This window comes from Ectobacillus polymachus, from assembly GCF_048159605.1.
GTDB classification, from domain to species: domain Bacteria; phylum Bacillota; class Bacilli; order Bacillales; family Bacillaceae_G; genus Ectobacillus; species Ectobacillus polymachus.
In genome coordinates this window covers 29,170-53,252 of sequence record NZ_JBLREB010000001.1, presented here as the reverse complement: position 1 = coordinate 53,252, position 24,083 = coordinate 29,170, and the positions used below count along the sequence as shown (strand labels likewise).

The 24,083-nt window shown below is 40.9% G+C and carries 16 protein-coding genes and 1 pseudogene; 7 read left to right on the top strand and 10 right to left on the bottom strand.

Annotated elements, in window-relative coordinates; translation table 11 throughout:
• Window positions 1-220 precede the first annotated feature (220 nt).
• Complete coding sequence (locus tag ACM5BR_RS00250) at window positions 221-1,003, bottom strand: alpha/beta fold hydrolase (RefSeq protein ID WP_416825183.1); 783 nt, start codon at window positions 1,001-1,003, stop codon at window positions 221-223.
• Window positions 1,004-1,145: 142 nt separating this feature from the next.
• Between ACM5BR_RS00250 and ACM5BR_RS00245 the strand changes: the two genes are divergently transcribed.
• Complete coding sequence (locus tag ACM5BR_RS00245; RefSeq protein ID WP_416825181.1) at window positions 1,146-1,658, top strand: DinB family protein; 513 nt, start codon at window positions 1,146-1,148, stop codon at window positions 1,656-1,658.
• A gap of 34 nt (window positions 1,659-1,692) precedes the next feature.
• On the opposite strand, the gene ACM5BR_RS00240 is transcribed toward ACM5BR_RS00245, so the two are convergent.
• The 3 genes from ACM5BR_RS00240 to ACM5BR_RS00230 all read right to left on the bottom strand — a co-directional run bounded on the left by ACM5BR_RS00240 (window position 1,693) and on the right by ACM5BR_RS00230 (window position 4,713).
• Window positions 1,693-2,700, bottom strand: coding sequence for an HD-GYP domain-containing protein (locus tag ACM5BR_RS00240; protein WP_416825179.1), 1,008 nt, complete (start codon window positions 2,698-2,700; stop codon window positions 1,693-1,695).
• 373 nt (window positions 2,701-3,073) lie between these two features.
• Window positions 3,074-3,502, bottom strand: a complete 429-nt coding sequence (locus ACM5BR_RS00235; protein WP_416825177.1) for a cell wall hydrolase — start codon at window positions 3,500-3,502, stop codon at window positions 3,074-3,076.
• Window positions 3,503-3,639: 137 nt separating this feature from the next.
• Window positions 3,640-4,713: a DUF5667 domain-containing protein gene (locus ACM5BR_RS00230; protein ID WP_416825175.1), complete on the bottom strand. Its 1,074-nt coding sequence runs from the start codon at window positions 4,711-4,713 to the stop codon at window positions 3,640-3,642.
• Window positions 4,714-4,935: 222 nt separating this feature from the next.
• On the opposite strand from ACM5BR_RS00230, the gene ACM5BR_RS00225 reads away from it, so the two are divergent.
• Genes ACM5BR_RS00225 through ACM5BR_RS00215 form a run of 3 tightly spaced genes read left to right on the top strand, consistent with a single transcriptional unit; the run spans window position 4,936 to window position 5,719 of the window.
• Window positions 4,936-5,151 carry a helix-turn-helix transcriptional regulator gene (locus ACM5BR_RS00225; protein WP_416825173.1) on the top strand — a complete coding sequence of 72 codons (216 nt, stop codon included), beginning with the start codon at window positions 4,936-4,938 and terminating at the stop codon, window positions 5,149-5,151.
• Window positions 5,144-5,536, top strand: a complete 393-nt coding sequence (locus ACM5BR_RS00220) for a hypothetical protein (RefSeq protein WP_416825171.1) — start codon at window positions 5,144-5,146, stop codon at window positions 5,534-5,536. Before ACM5BR_RS00225 ends, ACM5BR_RS00220 begins: the two co-directional genes overlap by 8 nt.
• A gap of 54 nt (window positions 5,537-5,590) precedes the next feature.
• Window positions 5,591-5,719 carry a hypothetical protein gene (locus ACM5BR_RS00215; RefSeq protein WP_416825169.1) on the top strand — a complete coding sequence of 43 codons (129 nt, stop codon included), beginning with the start codon at window positions 5,591-5,593 and terminating at the stop codon, window positions 5,717-5,719.
• Between the two features lie 226 nt (window positions 5,720-5,945).
• Here ACM5BR_RS00215 and ACM5BR_RS00210 read toward each other — a convergent pair.
• From ACM5BR_RS00210 to ACM5BR_RS00200, 3 genes and pseudogenes are all read right to left on the bottom strand, one after another.
• Window positions 5,946-6,086: pseudogene (locus tag ACM5BR_RS00210) on the bottom strand (transposase); the annotation flags it as partial.
• A 395-nt stretch (window positions 6,087-6,481) separates the two neighbouring features.
• A complete protein-coding gene (locus tag ACM5BR_RS00205; RefSeq protein WP_416825167.1) occupies window positions 6,482-6,706 on the bottom strand; it encodes a hypothetical protein in 225 nt (74 codons plus the stop codon).
• Window positions 6,707-6,904: 198 nt separating this feature from the next.
• The gene (locus ACM5BR_RS00200) at window positions 6,905-14,932 is read right to left on the bottom strand and encodes a glycoside hydrolase family 94 protein (protein ID WP_416825165.1); all 8,028 of its coding nucleotides are present in this window, start codon (window positions 14,930-14,932) and stop codon (window positions 6,905-6,907) included.
• Between the two features lie 287 nt (window positions 14,933-15,219).
• On the opposite strand from ACM5BR_RS00200, the gene ACM5BR_RS00195 reads away from it, so the two are divergent.
• Window positions 15,220-15,630 carry a disulfide bond formation protein B gene (locus ACM5BR_RS00195; protein WP_416825163.1) on the top strand — a complete coding sequence of 137 codons (411 nt, stop codon included), beginning with the start codon at window positions 15,220-15,222 and terminating at the stop codon, window positions 15,628-15,630.
• Between the two features lie 564 nt (window positions 15,631-16,194).
• On the opposite strand, the gene ACM5BR_RS00190 is transcribed toward ACM5BR_RS00195, so the two are convergent.
• Window positions 16,195-17,199: a LacI family DNA-binding transcriptional regulator gene (locus ACM5BR_RS00190; protein ID WP_416825161.1), complete on the bottom strand. Its 1,005-nt coding sequence runs from the start codon at window positions 17,197-17,199 to the stop codon at window positions 16,195-16,197.
• Between the two features lie 196 nt (window positions 17,200-17,395).
• Here ACM5BR_RS00190 and ACM5BR_RS00185 point away from each other — a divergent pair, with 196 nt between their 5' ends.
• Together ACM5BR_RS00185 and ACM5BR_RS00180 are read left to right on the top strand one after the other, a co-directional pair.
• Window positions 17,396-18,778: a sugar porter family MFS transporter gene (locus ACM5BR_RS00185; protein ID WP_416825159.1), complete on the top strand. Its 1,383-nt coding sequence runs from the start codon at window positions 17,396-17,398 to the stop codon at window positions 18,776-18,778.
• A gap of 37 nt (window positions 18,779-18,815) precedes the next feature.
• Window positions 18,816-19,910, top strand: coding sequence for an alpha/beta hydrolase (locus tag ACM5BR_RS00180; protein ID WP_416825157.1), 1,095 nt, complete (start codon window positions 18,816-18,818; stop codon window positions 19,908-19,910).
• Window positions 19,911-19,993: 83 nt separating this feature from the next.
• On the opposite strand, the gene ACM5BR_RS00175 is transcribed toward ACM5BR_RS00180, so the two are convergent.
• Window positions 19,994-20,983 carry a ketoacyl-ACP synthase III gene (locus ACM5BR_RS00175; RefSeq protein WP_416825155.1) on the bottom strand — a complete coding sequence of 330 codons (990 nt, stop codon included), beginning with the start codon at window positions 20,981-20,983 and terminating at the stop codon, window positions 19,994-19,996.
• Window positions 20,984-21,352: 369 nt separating this feature from the next.
• A complete protein-coding gene (gene helD / locus ACM5BR_RS00170; RefSeq protein WP_416825153.1) occupies window positions 21,353-23,695 on the bottom strand; it encodes an RNA polymerase recycling motor HelD in 2,343 nt (780 codons plus the stop codon).
• Window positions 23,696-24,083 lie beyond the last annotated feature (388 nt).

The window sequence follows — 24,083 nt, the reverse complement described above, 5'->3', positions numbered from 1 at the left end:
ACGCAACTTTTTTTTGCACCTTCACTTTATAAATAAAGTGGGAGAATAGAAAATTGGGAAAAGGAGTGAAATATTTTTTTACTTGTAGTTGTTTTTTTTATTTTTTTGTTTTGTTTATGATTGAATACTTGCATAGGACTAAGAAGGGGATGCCAAGGGGGTACATAGCTTTTCAAGTAGAAAACATAAAAAAATCCCCGCATCATAGAAATGCAGGGACTTAGCCGTTAATTTTGTCACGACTATCTATAAACTTCTTAATTGCTGTATTTAAACTTCCCGCTGCTTTCGTAGGGATTTGATGCTTTACATTCTCAATACCTATTAACTCATGACACGGTAATTTTTCATGTAAGAGCTTTGCATAATAAGAAAATATTTTGTCTTTCTTCCCATAAACAACTAAAATCGGATGCTTTATGTTCACGAGTTGATTGGTACAGTTATATTGCAGGATATACTGGTAATACTGTTTAAAATTTTTGGCATGTCCTCTTTTAGCCGCTTTTAACATTTTGAAAAATATCTTTTTTGTATTGGAATTACTCCATGCAATAGCCCATGCCAAAATAGAAATGGCTCCTGCCTTTGCAATTCTTATCGCAAGCATAATTCTATTCACTATATGTGGGTCCTTCATTTCAGACATACCGCTTATGACAATTCCGCCTAATGCCCGGTTCGCAAACGTCTGTAAAAACTCTAAAACAATCGAACCTCCAGTCGAATATCCACATATATAAGCTTGGCTAATTTGCAGATGATCCAGAATACGGCAAGTATCCTGTACAATAAGTGAATAGGTGATAGGTTGATCAGAATATTGACTACGGCCATGACCTCGAATATCAAACGTAATCACTTTAAAAAATTGGCTTAATTCCTTTACTTGGTATTCAAAATTTTCACTAGTAAGGACAGGAGGATGAATACATACGATTGGAATCCCATTTCCTTTCACAGAATAATATAGGCTCGTTCCGTCTACATCCAGCATTGGCATAAATATGATTCCCTCCATAACTTTCCTAAAGTATCCACTTATAATATGTAACAAGTGAAGATCCATTATACGGAGAATCACATATACGAATAGAAAGGAAAATGCTACCATGAAATAAAACCCAAAAATGGAGGCGAGTATCATGATTCAGTGTCCGCAGCAAAACGAATATAATCCTTATTACGAGAAATATATCTCTCTTATTCCGGATGGAGATATTCTTGTATTTTTAAAAAATCAGCATGAGGAGCTGCAAGCTTTACTTCGAGAGGTATCGAATGAAAAAGGGGAGTACTGCTATGCACCTGGGAAATGGAGCCTTAAGGAAGTACTTGGTCATATGGCCGATACGGAACGCGTGATGAGCTATCGCCTTCTTGCTATCAGCCGTGGGGAAACCGCAGCTTTTCCATCCTTTGATCAAGATGAATACGTAGCAAATGCAGATTTCAATGAACTCCAGCTTTCAGATATTCTGTCTGATTTAGCTCTCGTTCGTCAGAGTACGTGTTCCTTGATTGCTAGTTTATCGATAGATGCACAAAAACGCAGTGGATCTGTTGCAAATTATCCAACTACAGCACGTGCATTGGCATATATCATCGCTGGTCATGAGCTCCACCATCTTGCAATCATTAAGGAAAAATACATGTAAGCGAAATGGTCGCCTCTTTCATAGAAGCGACCATTTACTTTTTATCTGCTCTAATTATCTTCATAAAAATGTCTAATATATGAGGATCAAAGTGATTTCCTCTTCCCTTTTCCATAATGGCTAACGCTTCTTCTTTCGAAAGAGAATCACGATACGATCGTTTTGAAGTAAGCGCATCCCAAACATCACTTACAGCAATGATTCTTGCCTGTAAAGGAATATCTTCCCCAGCAATACCCTCTGGATAACCCGAACCATCCATCCGCTCATGATGATAATAAACACCATCTGCAATATCAGAAGCTTGCGAGATTCCTGATAAAATTTGCAGTCCCATTGCCGAGTGCTGTTTTATCACATCGAACTCCTCTGGTGTCAATTTTCCTGGTTTATTCATAATCGCTTCTGGCATTCCGAGTTTTCCAATATCATGGAGAATACCTGACCATTTCAAATAAAGTAGCTCTTCTTGACTTAATCCTAATTGTTCTCCAATTTGACATGACATTTCAGATACGCGAAAGCAATGCCCGCTTGTATATCTATCACGAATTTCAATCGCTTGCGCTAGCGCTTGAATGATTTCGGTGCTTGAATTTTGGATGGCATCATTCATCTCTTTAATTTTGATGTTTTGTTGTAAAATTTCATCTCTTTGCTTGGTTATTTTCTTATTTTTATCCTGTAGTATTTTCGATTGTGCTGCAATTTCATTTCGCTTATTTTCTAAAATTGTAAATAAGTATCCTGAAAGGATTCCAAACGAAACGAAAAATATACTACGAACCATCCATGCTTCTGTCGGTTGTTTTATTTGTTCTATAACCATAAACGGTGTAAAAGCACCACATAATATACTAGCTATGATACTAACAATCAAGCCACCTTTTATTCTCCAAAACCTAGCGGAAAGAACAATTGGAAAATAAAATAAATGAACATAGGCAGAAGATGTCCCATTATGTGAATACAACATATACCATGAAAGAGCCATAATAATGAAAATCGTTACAAAATGTAATATTCTCTGTAAGTTGGTCATTTTTATTTCTCCTACTCTCTAGTACGATAAAAATTGTAAAAAGGAAAGATGAATAACAAAAATTGTTATTAGGGAGTGTTTTTACGATCCTCTATTGGGGTAATACTTCTAGTTAATGCGGGATAAAGTGAAACTTTAAATAGGGTTATTACAATATATACTTAGATAAAAAAATAGATTCAATAAAGGAATCCGTTCTCCAACTTCTTTCATTATGATAAATCTTTTTTACAACTGTACTTTTTATTATACTGAAAAATATGGATAGAAACTACTTACATACCAAATTTTTTATACAAGTCAGTGAAAATGAAAAGAAACCTTCACAAATATAGGAATATCTGATTCTCTATTTCGTGAAGGTTTCACCCTGTTAATACGTATTATAAATATTTTGGCACGTTTCTGCCGTTGGTTCAAAGAAGCAATGTTTCTTATAACGCCCGACTACTGGTTGCCCATACCACTGATCAGGGCAATCTCCTGGCGGGCGAAAATACCATAAACTAAATTTTGCCGGCCAATGCCTGAATCCATTAATGGCCTTTCGCGCTAATTCTTTTTCACTTTCTCTTGCTCGTTGATAAAAGTAACCATGCTGTACAGCTTCAAATGCATGCTCTTGATAAACCATTTGCGGAATCGTGCGAAGCCCCTTAAAATCAGAACAATTCGCTCGTATTCGGTTAATCCCCACGTTTCCAACAAGCTGCTCTCCTAACGTCCCTTCTCCTTCTGCTTCTGCACGAAGGAGTCTTGCTAGCAAGGAAACATCTGATTCTGTTGCAGCTACTACACCCATCCTTTCACCTCCATCTCATTTTTATAGTATTGCTACTTGATGGTGATGATAACCTACTAAACTGGTCCATCGTAGGAAAATTAAATAGGACATCCGAATTCGGATGTCCTATATTGTACTGCCAAGCAGTTAGGATATTAGTCTTTGTTTCCATGATCTTTCTTTTGATCTTGCTTTTGATCCTTCTTCTGATCTTTGTTTTCTGAACCTTGTTTATCTTCCTTGTGAGATTCAGAATGTCCCTGATTGTTTTCTACCTTTTTATTTCCTTGATCTCCTTGATCATCTTCATTCTCTCCTTTACCTTGGTGAGAAACTGTAGATGCTGGGGCAGAAACACTTGCTTGTTGTCCATTTGTTGTTGCCTGCGTTGATCCGTTTTGTGTTGCAGTAGCTGTTGTTTGTTGTTGGCTATCCGTATTTGCTGGCGCTACTGTAGAGTTTGTTGCTGGCGCTGCTTGTGCTTCCGGTACTACTTGAAGTTTAGGATCATTAGATTGTTGCGCTGTTTGGGTTTCTTGTAATTTCTCAATTTTTTGAGCAAGATGAGTGAAGCTCTTCTCGATGTTTTTCGAAATCGCTTCTTTTGCTTGTGGATTTTTCACCTTATCAAGTACTTTGGCTAGCGCTTCAATATTATTCCCGATATGTACTTCTACATCTTTTTTCTTTTGTAGGTCTTCCGGTTTTTCTTTGCTTTCCTTTTGTGTTGGTTGTGCTGGTTGTGCTGGTTGTGCTGGTTGTGCTGGTTGCGCTGGTTGCACTGGTTGCGCTGGTTGCGCTGGTTGTGCTGGTTGCGCTGGTTGCGCTGGTTGCGCTGGTTGTGCCGGTTGTGCTGTTGTGTCATCGCCAGTTAGCTTTTCTGCATCGTCAATATCTGCTGCTGCCTTATGAAGTGTATCCTGCGTATACGCATCTTTACCTTTTTCATTTAGCACATTTGCCTCTGCAATACGCTCTGCTGCTTGTTCGGATAATAACTTCGCTTTGTCTAAATCATTCGTAGTTAAAGCAAGACGAATCTGTTCCATCGTCGTTTTTACAAAATAGAAGAAATCACCTTGTACAAGTTTTGGTTGCGTTGTTTGAGTTGCTTGTGTTGTCTGTGTTGCTTGTGTTCCGTCATTGCTTGCTGCGAACGCTGCCGTTCCAGTTACCATCATGCTTCCTGCGATAAATGTTGACATTGCACCTTTAATTAGCTTGTTCATCTGTTTTCCCCCAGTAAGTTATTCACTATATATATCGAACGGCTTGCAAATTTTATGGGGGTCTTTTTTAAAATTAATTAATTTATTTATTTTATCCTGTATACAAACAAAGACACACACAATATCCAATTTATCCCAAATAATATTTGACACTATAATTATCCTGTTTTACCATATTTATGTAAAACATTCTTAACATCCTATCGTTAGGTGGTGTGTGTAATGAATAATCGCATAAAGGAACTTCGAGATAAGAACGGGCTTTCTCAAGGAAAGCTAGCGGAGCTTTGCCATGTTAGTAGACAAACGATGAATGCCATCGAGAATAACAAATATAATCCAAGCTTGCAGCTGGCGTTTGATATTGCGCATCAGCTTGAAGTAAAAATGGAAGAATTATTTATTCCATCGTATAGCGCGGGAAAGAAACATGTGTAAATCACAAAACATTCTAGTAACCTTAGCATTTGTATTTATCTGCATAGTAGGTGGTCTTGCATTCTATAAATGGTGGCATTTTGGAACGATTGATGGCGGAACCATATTCAGCTTATCTCTAGCATTTGCTTACTTTTTCAATGTTCTCAATTGGAGAGACCATAGAGGGAGATCAAAGAAAGACGAATTGGATCATTATATCATCATGCAAAGTGCAAAGATTAGTTACTTTGCCCTCCTTATCCTATCCGGTATTATTCTGTTTTTTTCAGAAGGGAAAACCAATTTAAATGAAATCAAGAATGTTCCATTGCTTATTGTCGTCTGCCTAGGTTTTGTAATCCTTCCTATTACTGAATTTTTTTACTCAAGGAAATTTAAATAGTTTTAATGGCGATGTTTTATAAAAGTTCCACGTCAAATATAAGGAGATCAAATCATGGAAAAACTAGGTGAACCAAAAAAAACATCAAAATTAAGTATGGGACTTACAATTTTCTCTATAACCTATCTTATCCTACGATTTACTGGTCTATTGGATCCTGTATTTGCGTACTTTAAGCATTGAACAAAAAATCATGCTTTTTAATTTCGATAATAAACATGTTGATTTCGATAATAAATTTTAATTTTCGATAATAAACATGCTGGTTTCGATAATAAATTTTGATTTTCGATAATAAACATGCTGGTTTCGATAATAAATTGTTTTTCGGTAATACATTCATTTTAGAATCAATGGGCAGGAGTTCCACATACATCTTCTAAGTGAAAAGGCAGTCTTTAGTCTGAATTAACTTTGGGTGAATACTTACCAACATATGCACATAATCTGGCATCAAATGACCTTCTACACCTTTATATTTACATAGCGTTCTTAAGATTTCTCCAATGCTCTTCCTATATTGATTGTAAATTATTTTTCGTCTATACTTTTGATACTCACTTTCCTTTCTTATTTTAGAGGCTTGAACAATCTCTATTATAAAACTGAAAGTGAGTTTTTTTGTGTAACCATTTACTACCCACCCGCATAACAGGTGCTTTTACGTTTCACCTTCTTCAGGCTCAACAGACTAAAGTCTACAAAAAAAGACACCCTAAAGGGTGCCTGAAAAAAAACGAAGAGCTTTCGCCATTCCTTTTTTTGCTTCGAATACAGATTGAAGAGCTTTCGCCATTCTCTGTAATAATTATTATGCCAAAATACTTGTAGTAAAATTCAAGATCGTATGTTTTTTTTGGAAGAGCTTTCGCCATTCCTTTTTTAAAGATAAGGAAGAGTTTACACAGTTCCTACAAAGGATTATAAAAGGTTCAACCTATAAGGTCAAGGTATTATTTTTATTCCAAAGCGATCAATAATTCCATTTTTACCATCATAAGCGATTTTTTCGAAGGCATCCATAAAACCATAAGTCCTTATTGTTTTGTTACATAACTTACGATTTAATGAATTGGGTACTAAGTCGGCAACTTGTAAGCCTATAACATTATCTGCCTTTAGAAGAAACAAAAAAATGATTTTTTTGAAATTATTTTTTCCTTTAATCATCATCTATTCGCTTCAAATACTACAAAAAAAAGAAAGAATAATGAATTATCCCACTATCTACCATCATCTATTGTCTCGACTAATAAATACTCGATTAATGACTAGCGTTCCGTTCGATATGACCTCAATTCTAACAGAAACAGTAACGATAAAAACCCACGGTGAAAACATCCACCATGGGTTCCTGATAACTCTCTTCTATCGATTTGCACGAAATTTCTCTGCGCTATACACTTCAACCTTATGCACCTTACCATCGTCCACTAGCTGTAAGTACGAATGCTCCCCGATGCTCTTCCCGTCCACTGTCCAAGATGTTGGACTTTCTTCGCAATAGACAGTGATGGCATACGTGGTTTCGCCGTATCTGTAGTCAATGTCAAATGATTCCCACTCGTAAGGGACACATGGCTGAATATATAATTTATCCTCCTGGCGTTTGACGCCAAGTACATATTCTAATCCTGCTTGGTACATCCAGCCAGCAGCTCCGGTGTACCAGGACCAGCCGGCTCTTCCTTCATGCGGATGAGCGGTGTATACATCGGCTGACATGACATACGGTTCATTCCCGTATTTTTGCACATCTCGGGTTGTTTTCGTATGTGTAATGGGATTGAGCATGTTAAAGAGCTCAAATGCCTTGTCACGTCGGTCTAGTATCGACCATGCGACAATTCCCCAAATTACGCCGTGAGTATACTGGCCTCCATTTTCACGGATGCCGGCTGGATATCCTTGAATATATCCGGGACTAGGCTTTGTTTCGCTAAATGCTTTTGTTAGTAGACGGGCAAGGTTTAGATCACGATCGACCAGTTCACGGTCAAAGGAGCGCATAGCCCTTTCTTGTCTGTCCGTCTCTGTACCGTCTGAGATAACAGACCACGACTGTGCAATCGCATCAATACGACATTCTTTATTTTCAATCGAACCAATCCAAGTACCTGCGTCCGTGTAGGCACGGCGGAACCAACCGCCATCCCAGGCATTCTCATTTAAATGCTTCGTTAGATCATGAACTTCCTGCTCAAACTGATCGACTACATCTTGAGAAAGGATTCCTTTTTCAAATCTTATAAATCGTTTTAAAATATCAAGTAAAAACCAGCCGAGCCAGACGCTCTCGCCGCGGCCCTTTGCACCGATGCGGCTCATGCCGTCATTCCAGTCGCCAATACCCATAAGCGGGATACCATGTTCCCCAAACTTACGTGCATGCCCTATCGCTCGCAAGCAATGTTCAAGTACGGTCCCCTTTTCTTCAGACACAACCGTATCCTCATAACGCTCTAATTCACCCTCACGCAGCACGTCACTATGCAAAAAGTGTACTTCTTCCTTCAAAATACTAGTGTCGCCGGTTTGTTCGATATAGCGCGATACCGCATAAGGCAGCCATAGAAGGTCATCAGAAAAAAGGGTACGGATTCCTTTACTCGTGTCGATATGCCACCAATGCTGCACATCTCCCTCTTGGTACTGATGGGCAGCATTTATTAAGATCTGCCGTCTGACAATACTTGCATCTACATGCAAGAATGCCAGTGCATCCTGCAATTGATCACGGAAGCCAAAGGCACCTCCTGCTTGATAAAAAGCAGTACGAGCCCATAAGCGACAAGCAAGGGCTTGATATAATAGCCAGCCATTTAGCAAAATATCTAACGCGCGGTCTGGTGTTTTCACCTGCACCTGTCCGAGCGTACGCTCCCAGTACTTACTTACATCTGCAAGCGTCTTTTCAAAAGCAGAAGGCTGACTATATTGCCCAACGAGCCTCTGCACCTCTTCCTTCGATGTTCCGCAGCCTAGTAAAATCGTGACGGTCACCTCACCGTTAACTGGCAAGCTCACCTTTGTTTGCACAGCTCCGCATGAATTCGAAAAGGTACCGACCTGCATCGATAATTTGTCCTGAAATAATGCTGCTGGTTGTTCTGCCCCGCCGTAGCCCATAAAATCTGTACGGTCCCCAGTATAAGAAACCGAGCTAGATGCTGCTTCAGACAATGCAATATGCAAAAAGGCAGTCGCCTCTCGAAAGGTTTCTTGATACATGTTACGAGCAAGCAAGATGCCTTGTTCTTCGTCCCATTCGGTAACGATGAACGGTGCCTGTGCTTCCCGTAGAACACCAAGAACCCATTCGGCATAATACGTGACAGAAATATTTTTCTCTTCTTCGCTCGTATTTTTCAAACGAAGCTGGATGATTTTTAGCGGATCCTCTTTTGGAACAATGGTTTCCATCGTATGCACAATGTCGCCGTCTACTTGTTCAAATGTGCTCAATCCAAAGCCGTGCGTCACCTTGTATGTTCGCCCATCTCCAGCTGGCTTTGGCGTGGCAGACCATACTTCATTATGGGCAAGATCACGAATATACAAGCACTCACCAACTCGATCGAGGACAGGATCATTCGTCCATGGCGTTAGCTTACATTCCCTGGAATTATGCCACCATGTATAGCCAGTCCCTAATTCCGTTAGGATGCAGCCAAATGTTGGATTCGACAATACATTGCTCCAAGGCCGTGGTAAATACCCTTCCTTTCCAACATAGAGCTGATACGCCCGGCCATCATTAACAAAGCCGCCCCAGCCATTGAAAAATTCTCCCTTTGTTTTGAATCGAATCGCTTGATTATTAACTTGCTGTTTTGACAAAACAGCCGGCAACGAAGGCATCATGTGCTTGTTCACGCGCAGCTGCGTACGAAGGCTCGGACCTCCTGCCCGCAAGATGACACGTGCAACCGTAAGAAGCAGGGTTCGTACTTCTTCTGGCAAGCTAGCTGCCTTTAATCCAATCAGCCGCTGAATATTCCAAATACCACGGGCCGCCAAATTCTCGCGTACGCGATGCAGAAATTCATCCTGATAGCCGCCAGCTGTTTCATCAAGAATGACAAGCTCTGCTGCAATTCCAAGCATGCACAAATACTGGTGCTGGCACGCAACGGTTATAACGAACGGCAAATCAGAATGATGACGTACGGAAATAACAAGGAGCGGGATATCGCCGCTAATACCATGTGACCAAAGGGACGACTGCCCTAATGTATTTCGTAAAATCGCTTCCTTTCGCAAAGAAGTCAATGGCGGTGTAAACAGAAGTCTGCTTGCAAGGACATGTGCTTCCATTGCCTGCTTATGCGAAAGATGAGTATGCCGTAAATCAATTTGCGTACGTACCCATGCCAAATGGAATGTTCGGTCTGCTTGTCTTGGCTCACGCAGCTGCTCGATAATGGCAAGCGCCTGCTCCTTTTCTTTCGCAACCCCTGTTACCATATAGATCGTTGCACTTTCGTGAGGTGCCAATTGAACACTACGGCGCATCACAAAGGAAGGATCTACAACCGAGCCGGTTGCACCGGTTAAGCGTGTTCTCAACGATTTTGGTGCTTGCAGCGAATGTCCCCGTCCGATGAAGGCTGCTCGGTCCGTTTCAAATTCATAGTCACCTATCTCATGTTGATCCACATATATCGTATGAACCGCCCATGTCTCCTCTTCTTCATCCTCGCGCCGTCTTCTTTTCGCTACTAAGCATTGCCGCTTGGAATCATGACTCGTTTCAATAAACAATTTATTAAACGCAGGATGGGCACTATCTGCCGATGGATGAGCAAGCGCAATCTCAAGGTAAGACGTTACCTCTAACAGCCGGTCTTCCTTGCTATTGTTCTTTAAAGTAAGGCGACGCACCTCTGCATCTAGATCCGAGCCAACCGCCAATTCTAGCTTCGCTGCAATATCATCATACATGCTATCATAGGCTGTTTTGTCGAGGCGGAACTGTGTTTTCACTTCTTCCGAACCATATGGAAAGCTCGTCACACTCCAGGCTTTTTCCTTCCTCACATCATACATATACAGAATAGGACCTGATGAATCAATGACCGGGTCTTCTCGCCAGCGCGTCACAGCGAGGCCGTTCCACGTTAGCATCCCAGTTCCTACGTTCGTGTTTACACTTGAAATACGGCCATTAGACAGTACATTAACCTCCGGAACAGCAGTTGGCTCTATAAATGTCCGGCTTTCATCATGCGGACAATCGAATTCCAATACCTTCGCCTCTACTCCAAGCGGATCCGTAAGCAAGGCTACTTTTGTTGGTATACGTTCTTGTAACAAGAGCTCGGCAGCAGTGACGCGCGCATCACGATGGAAACGGTTCACCATTATGTCTTCTTGCAATAAATTTACGAGCGTAAGCATACTCATTCCTTGATGGTGCGCCATAAAGCTTCGCACAACCTGATGATCCGTCCCGCGCGGCATTCTTGATTTTGTAAAATCGACCGCTTCAAAAAATCCGTAGGTCCCCTTGGCACCGTATTGGTCCAACTTATGAAGTGCCTGTATGGCTGCTTCTCCTGCATACGGCAGCGCCATAATCGTTGCATACGGAGCAATAACCCGATTGCGCTCTAATCCGCGCTGAAGTCCAAGTCCTGGTACACCAAACGCCCGGTATTGATAGTTCAGTTGATAGTCAAATGCATAGTAACCACTTTCGGAAATACCAAAGGGTACATGCAGTCTATCTGCATAGGTCTTCTGCCGATGCACAACCGCTTGATACGTAGTATCCCAAATCGTCTTTTGATACGTCCGCATCAGTAAGCTTGGCATCAAATACTCAAACATCGTCCCCGACCAAGATAACAGTGTCTTGCACCCATTGATAATGGTCATTGTACGTCCAAGCGTAAACCAATGGGAAACAGGAATTTGTCCAAGAGCGATAGCAATAAAGCTTGCTTGTCTCGCCTCTGAAGCTAGCAAATCGTAAAGAATGGTATCTTTTTGGTTTGTGTCTACATGATATCCTAGACAGAACAAACTCTCATCATAGTTAAATAATGCTTTAAAATCGGTTTGTTCCACGAGTCCATCAATTTTTTCAATAATCTGCTTAGTGCGAGCAGCAAACTCCTCTTCCTCACTCTCCGTAAGCGCCTGGCGTACGACCATCAAATACGCAATAAAATTCCCTGAATCCACCGTAGAAACGTAGCGCGGTGAAAGAGGTGAAGCCGTACATGTATCGTACCAATTTAGCAAATGACCATTCCATTTTTCCATTCCTTCAACTGTTTGTAAGGTAGCTTCGATGCGCGAGAGCATCGTTTCTGTATCGGTAAAATGAAGGTCACGAGCTGCGACAGCACAGGCTAGATATAAGCCAATGTTCGTAGGCGACGTGCGATGGGCGACAATCTCACTCGGCTGATATTGCACATTATCGGGCGGTAGCCATGATTCCTTCTCTGTTACATACTGCTCATAAAAGGACCAAATTTGCAGCGCCAAATTTCGCAGCTCTGGCTTCGCCTTTTGCACCCACGTACGAGAAATTTTCTCTGGCGGACGATTCAATTGCACAATAACAGGCCGTGCCAGCAGCCAAATAACCGCATAGGAAAATGCTATACTGCGACTGCCGCCGGAAAGAAAGGCGATTGCTAAAAAGACAGCAATGACGACATAGCCTGCAAGCTCGTACATAAATACACGTCCCCGAGCTGGACTGCGATCCGTTAATGCCGAAGTCACCCACTCTAGCAGCTTACGACGACTTACAAACAGGCGATAGAGCGTGCGAACGATAGCATCTACCGAAAGAATCGCCGCAAAAGGTAAAGTTAATAGCTGGACTACGCATTGTATCAAGCTCACCTTAACGCTCTTCATTCTTCCATTACCAAGTAGCAGATGCACACAACTCATTAAAAATGGAAGAAAAATTGTAAGCAGAACAATCGCTTCCCACACCGATGCACGTCCTGGTAAGACATGAATCCCAAGCAGTGCAACCAAGAAAAGTGCAGGAGCAAGAAGGCTTCTTCGTAAATTATCAATGATCTGCCAGCGAGTCAGTCCACATAAATCCACTTTTTTGCTCTCTCCGAAGCGGTCTTTACAAGACGAACCAAGCCATTTAAGCAATTGCCAATCTCCGCGTATCCAGCGATGAGCGCGGCGCTCAAACGCATAATACGTAGACGGCTGAGACTCAATCACTTCGATATCAGAGGTTAGACCCGTTCGCAAAAAGCCACCTTCTAATAAATCATGGCTTAGAACATGATGATCTGGAATCCGATTCACCAGCGTCTTGCGAAATGCTTCCACATCAAAAATTCCCTTGCCAACAAAAACAGCATGCCCAAACAAATCCTGATACACATTGGATACCGCAAATGCATACGGATCAATACCAGGCTCATCCGACCACAATGCGGCAAAACGAGATTTTTGCGTTGATGCGAAGTTCACCCCAATGCGAGGCTGCAGTACGCCGAATCCTTCCACCACACGCGTCTCATCCTTATTGAGACGCGGCCGATTGAATGGAAAATGAATCGTTCCTGCCATACGGCCAACCACTCCGATCGGTAACTGCGTATCATGATCCGCCGTAAAGACATAGCGAATATCTTGCAATATCTCTTTGTCCCCATGTACGGTTGTAAAACTCGTTTCCTTACTGCCTGACAGCAGTTCAACAAACTCAACTAGCTTTCCTCTCTTTCGCTCCCACCCCATATAAACATTGTCAATCTCGTTATATAGACGTGATCGATGAAAAAGAAAAAACTTATCGGACCCATACTTCTTGCGAAATGCATCGATTCGCTGAATCGCATGGGCTACCAGTTGTTCATCAAAAGCATCTGTTTCCTGCTTTGCATCAGCAAAGTCAGCGAGTACACCGAAATAAATATTCTGTTGCAGGTTCGCTAAGTAATGAACCAATAAACGATCCATCACATCATCTACTTCTTCGATACTGGACCAAATGATTGGCATAACAACCATCGTTCTTGCATCCTTTGGCAGCTTTTCAGAAAAATCATAGCGAAGCAGGGTAACCGGTCGGCAGCACCGACTGATTAAATTATGCACAAGCGTTACCGCCCATTCACTCATTGGGAACAGGAGCGCCAATCCTATCGCTAGCCAAGCAAGCGGCCAAACGGTTATTCCAAACGTAACCCATTTCCCTGCTAATGCCATTAAAACAAGTAACAATACAGCAGACACCGTTACATACGAATACATCGGTTGACGACGTATTGCGAGCTGCGGTAATTTTCGAGGACGGGTTACTTTGGAAAGAGCTTTATGTAAAGCTGTCATTCCGTGCGGATCAAGCAAATAATACGCAAGACTTGCATCCTTTTCCAGTCCTTGCTTTGCCTCCTGAGCTTTTGAAAGCGCAAGCGAAGCGGCTGTTTGAGTAACTACTGGTTCCGGAACACGAAGGCGGTACGCAATATCCGTCACCTGTGAACGTAGGACATTTTGACTCGCTTCATCCATATCCTTGTATTCAATCGTTGTATCAGCTAAAAGGATTTGCTCAACATGGGAAATCAATGCGAACGACTTTCGCCAAGGCAGCCGCTCGATCCGATGCAAGCTTTGCACTAAATTTCCGCATGTTACCTGAAGCTCAGCTTGAAGCTGATGCTCAAGCGAAACAATGTGATCAAGACTTGCCTCACTGTTTCCTACATAAGCTGCAAGCCATTCATGAATAACACGTATATCCGGCTGTTGCTCCCGTAAATGACGGACAATATGTACAATTTCAATGGGACCGAGTGTCCTTTTGCGTGCCACACTCTCTAAAAGAGCACGCACCTCATCATCAGACCGCTCCTTCTCACCGATTCTAGCAAGCAAGGATGTAACAAAATGACACACTTCATGTCGATGCTGCACCTCACGCATCTCCTTCGCCAACCGACGAATAATCATAACCCGAAGTGCACTAGGCAAAACCCAGCATTCCATTACTTGAAGGACGGAAACCTCCTGATAAGACTGCACGTACTGTTCAAAGGAGCCCGCATCATAGCAACCATCTACATGTTCCAAGTAATCATTACAAAGCGCATAAATACGCGGCACCCCTGTTGTTCGTATCCGTGGAAGCCGATGGAGTGTTGCCCGTGATAGATTTCGCATTACCTCTTGGGACTGCGTATGTAGAAAATGAATATGATCCAAGAGCCAATCCTCGGCTGGCTGCTTACAATGACCTACACTCCTACTTACCTGCTGGGCAAACGAATGCAAATGAGTCATATCAGAACGGAAAGCCGGCCAAAACCGAACCTTCAAACGATTTGGTTCACAAACTTCATGCATAAGGGCAAACTCGTGTCCCCTAGTTCTTAGTTGATCAGTATTAAGAATCATAAGAGCCTCCTAGGTTTCATTACAAAAAATGATTCCCTTTATAAGACCCTTTTATGCAAAATAAGGGGGATTTTGTCTGGAGAAAAGGACGATGAAATGTGCTTACTTTTGTATAGATTTTTGGCTTAAGGTAGATAAGTAAAAGGAAAGGAAATGGAATCTCTAAAACTACGATTCCAATCCAAATTCATATTAATACGGATGGGTTTGATGAAATCATGATACTCGTTTATTGTTAGGATATTAGCCAAAAATTATTTTCACCGTCTTGTTAGAAGGAGCAAAAAATGAAGATATTTACCCTTAGAGAAATACTAATCCTTATTTTTATGACCTCTATTCTTTCTGTAGTAGGGAGTTTATATTTCAGTGACATTGTGGGGCTTGTTCCTTGTACACTTTGCTGGTACCAAAGAATTGCGATCTACCCGATACCTGTTTTAACGGGGGTAGCACTCCTAAGAGAAGAGTACAATGTTGTGTACAATCTAAGAATTTTATCCCTATTTGGATTATTGGTTGCTGGGTATCAATATTATATTCAATTCTTTCACCTCACAAGTAACTTCTGTCATGTTGGAGTATCCTGTTCTGATGTGCAGTTTGAAATTTTAGGGTTTATTACTTTACCATTATTGAGTTTTCTTTCCTTCCTATTTATTCTCATTTTAACTTTTATGGTAAAGAAAAATGATTAACTAAGTACGAAGCCCACCTTATGTATGTGAATATTTTCACTAATAAGTGAAAAAGTTTTCTGGAAGTTAGAACACTTCCAGAAAACTCATGCACGTAATCTAGATTTACATTTTTGGGGTTATCCTTCTCTTCCTACTAACTACATAATATAGAATCATCCCTGCCGATAATGATAATAGTACTCCTAATGTGGTAGCTTCGGAATGAAAAGTGGCTCCATTTATACGAATCGAATATAATGGAAATCCTAGTATTTTCGGGTTTGAATCTACCTCTGAATAACCCATGAGAAGCAAAGCAAGTGTAGAACCCAAAACAACTTCGATATACAATATAGAAAGGCATATTCCATACATAAAAGACTTAAAAAATCTTTTCATTTCAACACCTCATTTCTTTTAGAGAAGTATTTTCCCTTCTGGAAATGCTAGTTAAACCAAGAACCTACGTATGTTTTATTATCAAGCCTTTTTGTATCCTACCTCTATTTTATCCAAATATTAACATTATTTCAAATGTATTATGAATCCAATCCCCATCTTACCGCCCAATCTGGCCAACGGTTATCGCTCCTTGCACGAATCCCTAATTACTAAAGTTGGCTTCAGGATAACGGAATCTTCCATGATGTTTTCTTCTTCATTAATCCTCTGAAATAAATAATTCAATGTTTCTTTCGCAATTTGTTCATAAGGCTGGCGAATGGTCGTCAATCTAGGGAAAATGTCACTAGCTGAATCAATATCATCAAATCCCATAATTGACAACTCATCAGGAATTTTAATATTTAATTCATTGCAGGCGTATATCGCTTTCATAGCAATTCGATCTGTGCAACAAAACAACGCTGTGGGTTTTTCATCCTTTTCCATCGTCTGTTGTATAAAGCTTTTTATTTCCGTTTCATCGGTGATCTCTGTCACCCACTCCTCTTTTAACAAGTTCTCGTCAAGAATCTCCCTAAAAAACTTTGTTCGCTGGCTGGTCCCTGTCCCCTTTTTCCCTATAAAAGCAATTTTTTCATGCTTTAAATCCTTTAGATATTCTATGGCTTCTTTCACACCTTCTTTATCATCAGTTCGAATTGTCGGTTTATACATATCGATTAAGCCACCATAGATAAAAATATACGGAATTTGAGATTTATGTATTTCATCGATAAATTGTTTATCTGGTGCTGTTAAAATAATGAGTCCATCAAACCAATGGTTAATCATCATGCTTAATTGATTTTCTGTAACAGATTCTTTATAGGCAGAGTGACCGATAAACAGTTCATGTTTTCTCGTTTGAAATTGTTTCTGGAGTTCTTTTATCATTTTATTTAAAAAAGGGTCGCCAATGTCTCGCACCACCGCACCAATCAATCCTGTTTGGTTAGACCGTAAAGCAGAAGCGTAAGGATTAATTCTATACCCTAATTCAGAGGCAACTTTTAAAACTTTTTCCCTTGTTGCTGGACTAATCTTGATAGATCCATCACTTTTTTTATTTATAATACGCGACACGGTAGCCGGAGAAACACCAGCCTTTTTCGCTACATCTGATATTGTAATTTTATCTGCCAATGTTCTATCTCCCTAATCTTTTTATTTCTTATATTATAGCAAAACAAAGATATTTATTAGAATTTTTGCCGTCGAAAGCGTTGACAATTATAAACGATTGATTTATATTATCCTCATGAAAACGTTTTACGTATATCGTTTTCGTAAAATGAAAGCGCTTTACATACGCTGTTTACTAGAGTAGGAGGGAATACAGATGAACGCAATTCAACAGAGTGTTACTCCAGCGAAAAAACACTCCATACTATTTGTTACACTTGTTTCATGCGCAGCAGCCATTGGAGGATTATTATACGGTTATGACACTGCCGTAATCTCCGGTGCCATCGGATTTATTGCGCAAAAGTTCACAATCACTCCAGAACTCGAAGGATTTGTTGTATCTAGCATCCTCATTGGTGGTGCAGTTGGCGTCATCGCATCAGGTTCACTAAGTGATAAGATTGGCCGAAAAAAAGTCCTTATGATCTCAGCAATATTATTTGGGATTTCTTCTGTTTTACAAGCTTCTGCAAGCTCAATCCCTATGCTTATTCTTTCAAGACTTATTGGTGGACTTGGCGTCGGAGCAGCATCTGTTTTATCTGTGACTTATATTTCTGAAATCGCTCCGCCAACCATTCGTGGAAGATTAGCCACTATTTATCAATTTGCAGTTGGTATTGGTATTACGGGTTCTTATTTTATTAACTACGCTATTATGAGCGGAAAAGCAGATGTTTGGAATATCGACCATGGTTGGAGATATATGCTAGGTTGCTCAGGAATTCCAGCTCTCTTCTTCCTAATTTTCTTAATTCCTATACCTGAAAGCCCTCGCTGGTTAGTGCAACAGAGACGTATTTCAGAGGCATTTGACGTTTTAAAACGAGTAAATGGTGAAGAAGTAGCGAAATCAGAATTAGAGGCTATTCAACATTCCGTCACCCAAAACTCTAACACTAAGTTTTCAACTGTGTTTGAACATAGATATAGAAAAATATTAGTGATTGGATCGATTCTCGCAATCTTGCAACAATTAGTAGGGATCAATGCCATTATTTATTATGCTCCACAAGTGTTCGCTAGTGCGGGTGCCACTGGTGAATGGGCATTTCTGATGCCATTATTAATTGGAGTAATAGGATTTATTGGTGTCTTTATTTCCATGTGGCTCGTCGACAAAGTCGGTCGTAAAACGTTAATGCTCATTGGTATAGTTGGCATGACCTTTGCACTAATTTTAATCGCAATTGGCTTCCTATCTTCCTATACCGGCTTCTTTACGATCGCATCTATTATGCTTTATCTACTAATCTTTAACTTCTCACTTGGACCCGTGGTCTGGGTTATTCTTTCAGAAATTTACCCAAATGCGGTTCGCGGGGTTGCAATGAGTATTTCTACATTTTTAATGTGGGTAGCCAACTGGGCCATTACACAAAGCTTCCCAAGCATGATGGCTCATCTCGGTGGGGGTATCGCCTTCTCAATCTTTGCAGTATTTTGTGCTATCGGCTTCTTCTTTACTTTGAAATATCTACCTGAAACAAAAGACAAATCACTTGAAGAAATTGAAACCATGCTCTTAAAAAAGTAACCACTAAACAATATAAAGAAGTAAGGAGATAATAAATATGGACTATCAAGAAACGTTAACTTCACTAAGACAACAACAGGAAGTGTCAATTGAAGAAGGAGCGGAGGTCATTTTTAAAAAATCTCCTCATTTAAAAGAAGGTTCACTCGATCCATATATCCTTAAGGATGATTCCAATGATACGGATGCGAAAAGTCCTTTTGACATTGACAAACCAGATGTTCTTAATTCAGCAGAAATGGCACTTGAAATACGGAAGTTAATGGGATCACCAAATAAGGATTTATCAAAAAATATCTCGGAGAGTGAAGATTCATTTACGAGTGAAGGAAACACGATAAAAGTTTACATCTACAAAAATAATGATAGACAAGACTTGTTACCAGCCTTTGTCTTCTATCATGGAGGCGGTTTCTTCGGTGGTAAACCGGAAGTAGTGGCAAATGCCTGTAAGGGACTTGCTGAAAAAATTCCTGCTGTGGTCATTAATGTTGATTATAGAATCGCACCCGAATTTCCCGCTCCTGCAGCTGTGAACGATTGTTATGGGGCAGTGAAATGGGTACATGAAAACGCTGCTTCTTTAGGAGTAGATCCTACCAAAATTATTGTTGGCGGGGATAGTGCGGGTGGTAACTTATCAGCTGCAACTGCATGGTTGGACCGTGAAAAAGGCACAAACTACATTGGTATGCAAGCTTTGATCTACCCTACCGTCTGTCTAGACTCAGAAAAAACGGAAGAGTGCAGTTGGACTGTTGATCAGTATAAACCTGCACCCGAACTGTACAATCACCTAAACGATAACTTAATGGGCATGGTAAACAGTCACCTACTCATTGAGAATGTGTATATCAAAGAAATGGATCCTACTGATCCAACGTTTTCACCTTTATTAGCAAATGACATTTCTAACATGCCACCTACTTTTATAGCTATCGCTGAATTTGACTATCTAAGACCATCAAGTGAAAGATATGCCGCTAAGCTTCAAGCAGGGAATGTTCCCGTAAAGTGTATCTGTTATAAAGGAATGGAACATGCTTTTATCGACAAATACGGAATATATCCGCATGCCGAAGACTGCATTGAAGAAATAGCCGCAATGGTTAAAAAAGTATTTTGCATGTAATAATTTGTAACACTTAAACAAGTAATCTCAAATAGCCTGGGTCCGATACTTTCTGGACTCAGGCTATTTATCACCTATGTTTATTATTCATCTAATCCCCATCTCACCAACAATCCACAATGGGTTAATCCGCCGCCAAATCCGTATAATAGAAGGGTATCCCCAGCTTGTAGCTTTCCATCACGAACACCTTTATCTAGAGAGAGAGGGATGGAAGCCGCTGAGGTATTTCCGTAATCCACTAAACTACTCAAAGTGCGATTCACCGGGAAATCACTCTTTTCACATATTGATTCAATCATTCTTAAGTTGGCACTATGCGGGACAAACCAATCGACATCTTGCAGGTTCATGCTGCTGTTTTCCATAACGGTCTGTATTCCTTGTGTAACAGTTGTTACAGCCCACTTATAGACTTGTCGTCCATTCTGAACAATGAAGCCATTATCAACCAGTTCGGTTTCACCCAAACGATTTGATAAATTCGTACTATAAAGATTGCTGCCACCCTCACCATCAGAACCTAGATGATACGCAAGGAAACTTGGATTTTCTTCGTCATATTCAACGAGAACTGCCCCTGCGCCATCGCCAAATAATATACATGTAGTACGATCACTATAATCCGTAATCTTGGATAAAGTCTCTGCTCCAATAACTAGAATTTTCTTGTGTAAACCAGCTGTAATCATACCATTTGCCACATGTAATCCATATGTAAAGCCTGCACAAGCAGCATTTAAATCGAGTACCCCTGTTCTACGAATCCCTAATTTTGCTTGTACGGTTGCAGCTACACTAGGCATATGAAAGTCGGGTGTAATCGTACAAACAATAATCAAATCCACATCCTCAATCGACTTATTCGATGATTTCATTAAATTTCTAACGGCATTTACACATAAATCGCTCGTAAATTCCTCTTTATCTGCGATTCGTCTTTCTTTAATCCCTGTCCGCTTCACAATCCATTCATCATCTGTCTCCACCATTTTTGCTAAATCAAAATTCGTTAACACCCGTTCTGGAACATAGGAACCAATCGCTGTAATCCGCGCCTTTGATGTGCTCATCCCTTGAAACCACTCCCGATTATTTTTTATCCCGCTTTAACGGGCAGTAAGCCCCCCACGTAAAGGCTTAGAGAAATCGGAGAAGGCTAAGTGGGGGTCAACTGCCCGTAAAAGTCCGATTGGTTCAACTAACCCTCGGTGGGGGATGAGAGAAAACCCCCACCGAGGGAAGTTTCACTTTATATTATATTTAATATTATGACTAGGTACTAATTATAAGACCATCCTACCATTTTTCAACTATTTCCTTCAACTACTCTATACAGGAGTGATCTTCATTAAGCTCTTTTTCCATCATTTCCGTAAAAAAAAAGAGCAAACCTATTGATTTGCCCTAGCATACCCTTTTCTATTGTTCTTTCTCACTTATTAAGTCAAACTCAGTAGGAAACTTTCCGGCGCAACGCCATGCAAAAAAGGGCTCGGTTCGCCTACACTGTATATCTGTAAGTGATGCATAGCCCGGGTGCAGGCGGTATAGAACAATCTGCGCAGGCTATCATCACCGTATACTTGCGCCGATGCATCATAAATGATGACAGCGTCGAATTCGATGCCTTTTGCCAAATACGCCGGTATGACGACAACGCCTTGTTCATATTCAATCGAGCCGCTTTTCACGAGCTTAATTTTATCGACGTTGCTCAGGGCATCGTATGCGGTGGTGCTTTCCACAGCGGATTTACATATAATCGCGATCGAATTATACACCCGCTTCCGCAAGTCTGCAACTTTGGAAGCGATGCGGCGGTGCAGTTCGGCACGATTGGACAATTGCGTCAGTACAGGCTTCTCGCCATCGCGTTCAAAAGCGGTAATCCGTTCACCGCCAGGCACAAGTCCGCGTGTAAATTCGGTGATTGGTCTTGTGGACCTGTAGCTGCGGGTCAAGTTGATCGAATCCGTTGCATCCGGTCCATATAAGCCGGTAAGTGTGTGGAAATCGACCATTTCGCTGGCATGGGTGAATATCGCCTGGTTAAAGTCTCCAAGAACGGTCATCTTTGCCGAAGGAAACAAACGTTTCAAAAACTCGAATTGAAATGGAGTATAATCTTGTGCCTCGTCTACAAGTACATGTTTGATTAAGACGTTTGTCTCAAACCCTTGAATCAGCTCTTTTAAAAGTAAAAACGGAGTAGCATCTTCGTAAAACAGCTTTCCTTCATCCAGCATTTTCATCGTCAACAGGCAAATATCCTTCCACTCTTCTGGTGTTTTCCCGGAAATCCACAGTTTGATTCGTGCTGGATCGGCGAAAAGCTGCTTGTATATTCCTGTAAAGTCGATGAACCGAAGCGTTCGGATCGATTTGCGCAGCGGCTTCAACTTCTTGCGAACGATCATACGCCCGAGCACCTTTCTCTCTCTCTCATAATCGTCAAATGAGTCTTCCGTAAAGCCTCGTTTTTTCTGTAAGAGGTTATAAGCCTTTTGATACTCCTCTTTGCTAAGTAACTCGATTTCTTCCTGTACCCATGGCTTGGTTAGCTCGAGCTTTTCAGTTTCATCTATTCGCTCGTTTAGCCATTCCATCAACTTCTCAAGCCGATTGTGAAAACGTAGCGAGGTGTCGCTGTTATAAAACCTTTCCGCAATTTGTTTGGCGGAGACGACCGGTTTTCCTCTGAATTTAATTCCTTTGAATACCATCCCGGATCGTTCTAGTGACTGCCTGTATGCTTTGATCGTCTCGAAAAAACGGGTCGATGCCTTAAATCGGATGCTTGCAGTCCTAGTCCGGTAGGAAGGGTCATGTGATGCAGTCAACACATATTCCAATTGCTCATAAGGACCCTCGACTTGAAATCCGTTGCTCAGCCGATGGTCCAAGTATTCCTGGAATGTGACCTGCTGCATATTCTCTTCACCAAGTTCTGGCAACACATTGGATACGTAGCTATTAAACATCGAGTTAGGCGAAAATAGAATAATTTGATCGGCTTTCAAGTTTTCTCGATACTTGTAGAGCAAGTAAGCGATCCGCTGCATGGCGGCTGATGTCTTACCGCTGCCAGCGGCGCCTTGAACAATGAGCAGCCGCCCACGATCGTACCGAATAATTTGATTTTGCTCCCTTTGAATAGTGGCCACTATGCTGTGCATATGTTTGTCTGTGCCTTTACCAAGCACCTGCTGTAAAATCTCGTCTCCAATGGTGAGACTCGTATCGAACATTGACTTGACAACGCCGCCGCGGATGATATATTGCCACTTTTTATCCAACAAGCCATGAACTACTTCTTCTGGCGCAACGTACTCGGCTGGTCCGGGCGCGTAATCGTAGTAGATGCTTGATATCGGTGCGCGCCAGTCGTAGATTAGGAAATTCTCTCCTGTTGTATCCGTAAGCGTAGAGACTCCGATATAGATACTTTCCACTTCAGAAGTTCCTTCTTCGATGAAATCAATTCGACCAAAATAAGGTACTTCCTGCATTCGGTGCAGGACGGACAGCCGATTGAAGGCGTGCCTGTGGGTACTTTGGCTTACGGACAGAGCCCCTGCCTGTTGTCTTAAACCGATGATCGTCTCGAGATAATCGTCAAAAGTATCTGTGTTAACCTTGACGTCATCCCAAAAGTATTTACGGATATTGACCACTTCTTTTCGACGCCGGCTGGTTTCGTCTTCTATCTTCCTTATTTGCTCCGTGATGGTCTCCATTACACTGTCCAATCGTTCTTGCTCCTGACGAAGATCTGTGTTCATATTATGCACTCCTTAAAAAAATTGAAAATGAGGGTTGACTGAAGAGACTATTTCTTGTATAATTATAATTGGGATAATATATAATTAAATATATTAATTGTGTTTCTATACTAATTTATCACAGTTACTTAGTTTTATCAATGTATTCCTGCCATTATCTAAACGCTCCCCTTATATAAGATATTGTGATATTTTTCACTAACTAACAAACGTAAAAAACAATAAATATTTTAAACAGCTAGTAAGGATTGAATTCTGTATTGTACAGGACTCAATCCTTTTTCGTTTTGCTTTGATTCATTTGTGGTTGTAAATTTCTTCTTCTGGACAATGTAGTAAAAAAAGGGTATTTCTTTCTGCTGTCGAATTTAGTCAAATTAACAAAATT

Bases quoted from the DNA above. Each gene is read 5' to 3' on its own strand.
- ACM5BR_RS00250 (WP_416825183.1), bottom strand. From the start codon at position 1,003: ATGCCAATGCTGGATGTAGACGGAACGAGCCTATATTATTCTGTGAAA.
- ACM5BR_RS00245 (WP_416825181.1), top strand. From the start codon at position 1,146: ATGATTCAGTGTCCGCAGCAAAACGAATATAATCCTTATTACGAGAAA.
- ACM5BR_RS00240 (WP_416825179.1), bottom strand. From the start codon at position 2,700: ATGACCAACTTACAGAGAATATTACATTTTGTAACGATTTTCATTATT.
- ACM5BR_RS00235 (WP_416825177.1), bottom strand. From the start codon at position 3,502: ATGGGTGTAGTAGCTGCAACAGAATCAGATGTTTCCTTGCTAGCAAGA.
- ACM5BR_RS00230 (WP_416825175.1), bottom strand. From the start codon at position 4,713: ATGAACAAGCTAATTAAAGGTGCAATGTCAACATTTATCGCAGGAAGC.
- ACM5BR_RS00225 (WP_416825173.1), top strand. From the start codon at position 4,936: ATGAATAATCGCATAAAGGAACTTCGAGATAAGAACGGGCTTTCTCAA.
- ACM5BR_RS00220 (WP_416825171.1), top strand. From the start codon at position 5,144: ATGTGTAAATCACAAAACATTCTAGTAACCTTAGCATTTGTATTTATC.
- ACM5BR_RS00215 (WP_416825169.1), top strand. From the start codon at position 5,591: ATGGAAAAACTAGGTGAACCAAAAAAAACATCAAAATTAAGTATGGGA.
- ACM5BR_RS00205 (WP_416825167.1), bottom strand. From the start codon at position 6,706: ATGATTAAAGGAAAAAATAATTTCAAAAAAATCATTTTTTTGTTTCTT.
- ACM5BR_RS00200 (WP_416825165.1), bottom strand. From the start codon at position 14,932: ATGATTCTTAATACTGATCAACTAAGAACTAGGGGACACGAGTTTGCC.
- ACM5BR_RS00195 (WP_416825163.1), top strand. From the start codon at position 15,220: ATGAAGATATTTACCCTTAGAGAAATACTAATCCTTATTTTTATGACC.
- ACM5BR_RS00185 (WP_416825159.1), top strand. From the start codon at position 17,396: ATGAACGCAATTCAACAGAGTGTTACTCCAGCGAAAAAACACTCCATA.
- ACM5BR_RS00180 (WP_416825157.1), top strand. From the start codon at position 18,816: ATGGACTATCAAGAAACGTTAACTTCACTAAGACAACAACAGGAAGTG.
- ACM5BR_RS00175 (WP_416825155.1), bottom strand. From the start codon at position 20,983: ATGAGCACATCAAAGGCGCGGATTACAGCGATTGGTTCCTATGTTCCA.
- helD (WP_416825153.1), bottom strand. From the start codon at position 23,695: ATGAACACAGATCTTCGTCAGGAGCAAGAACGATTGGACAGTGTAATG.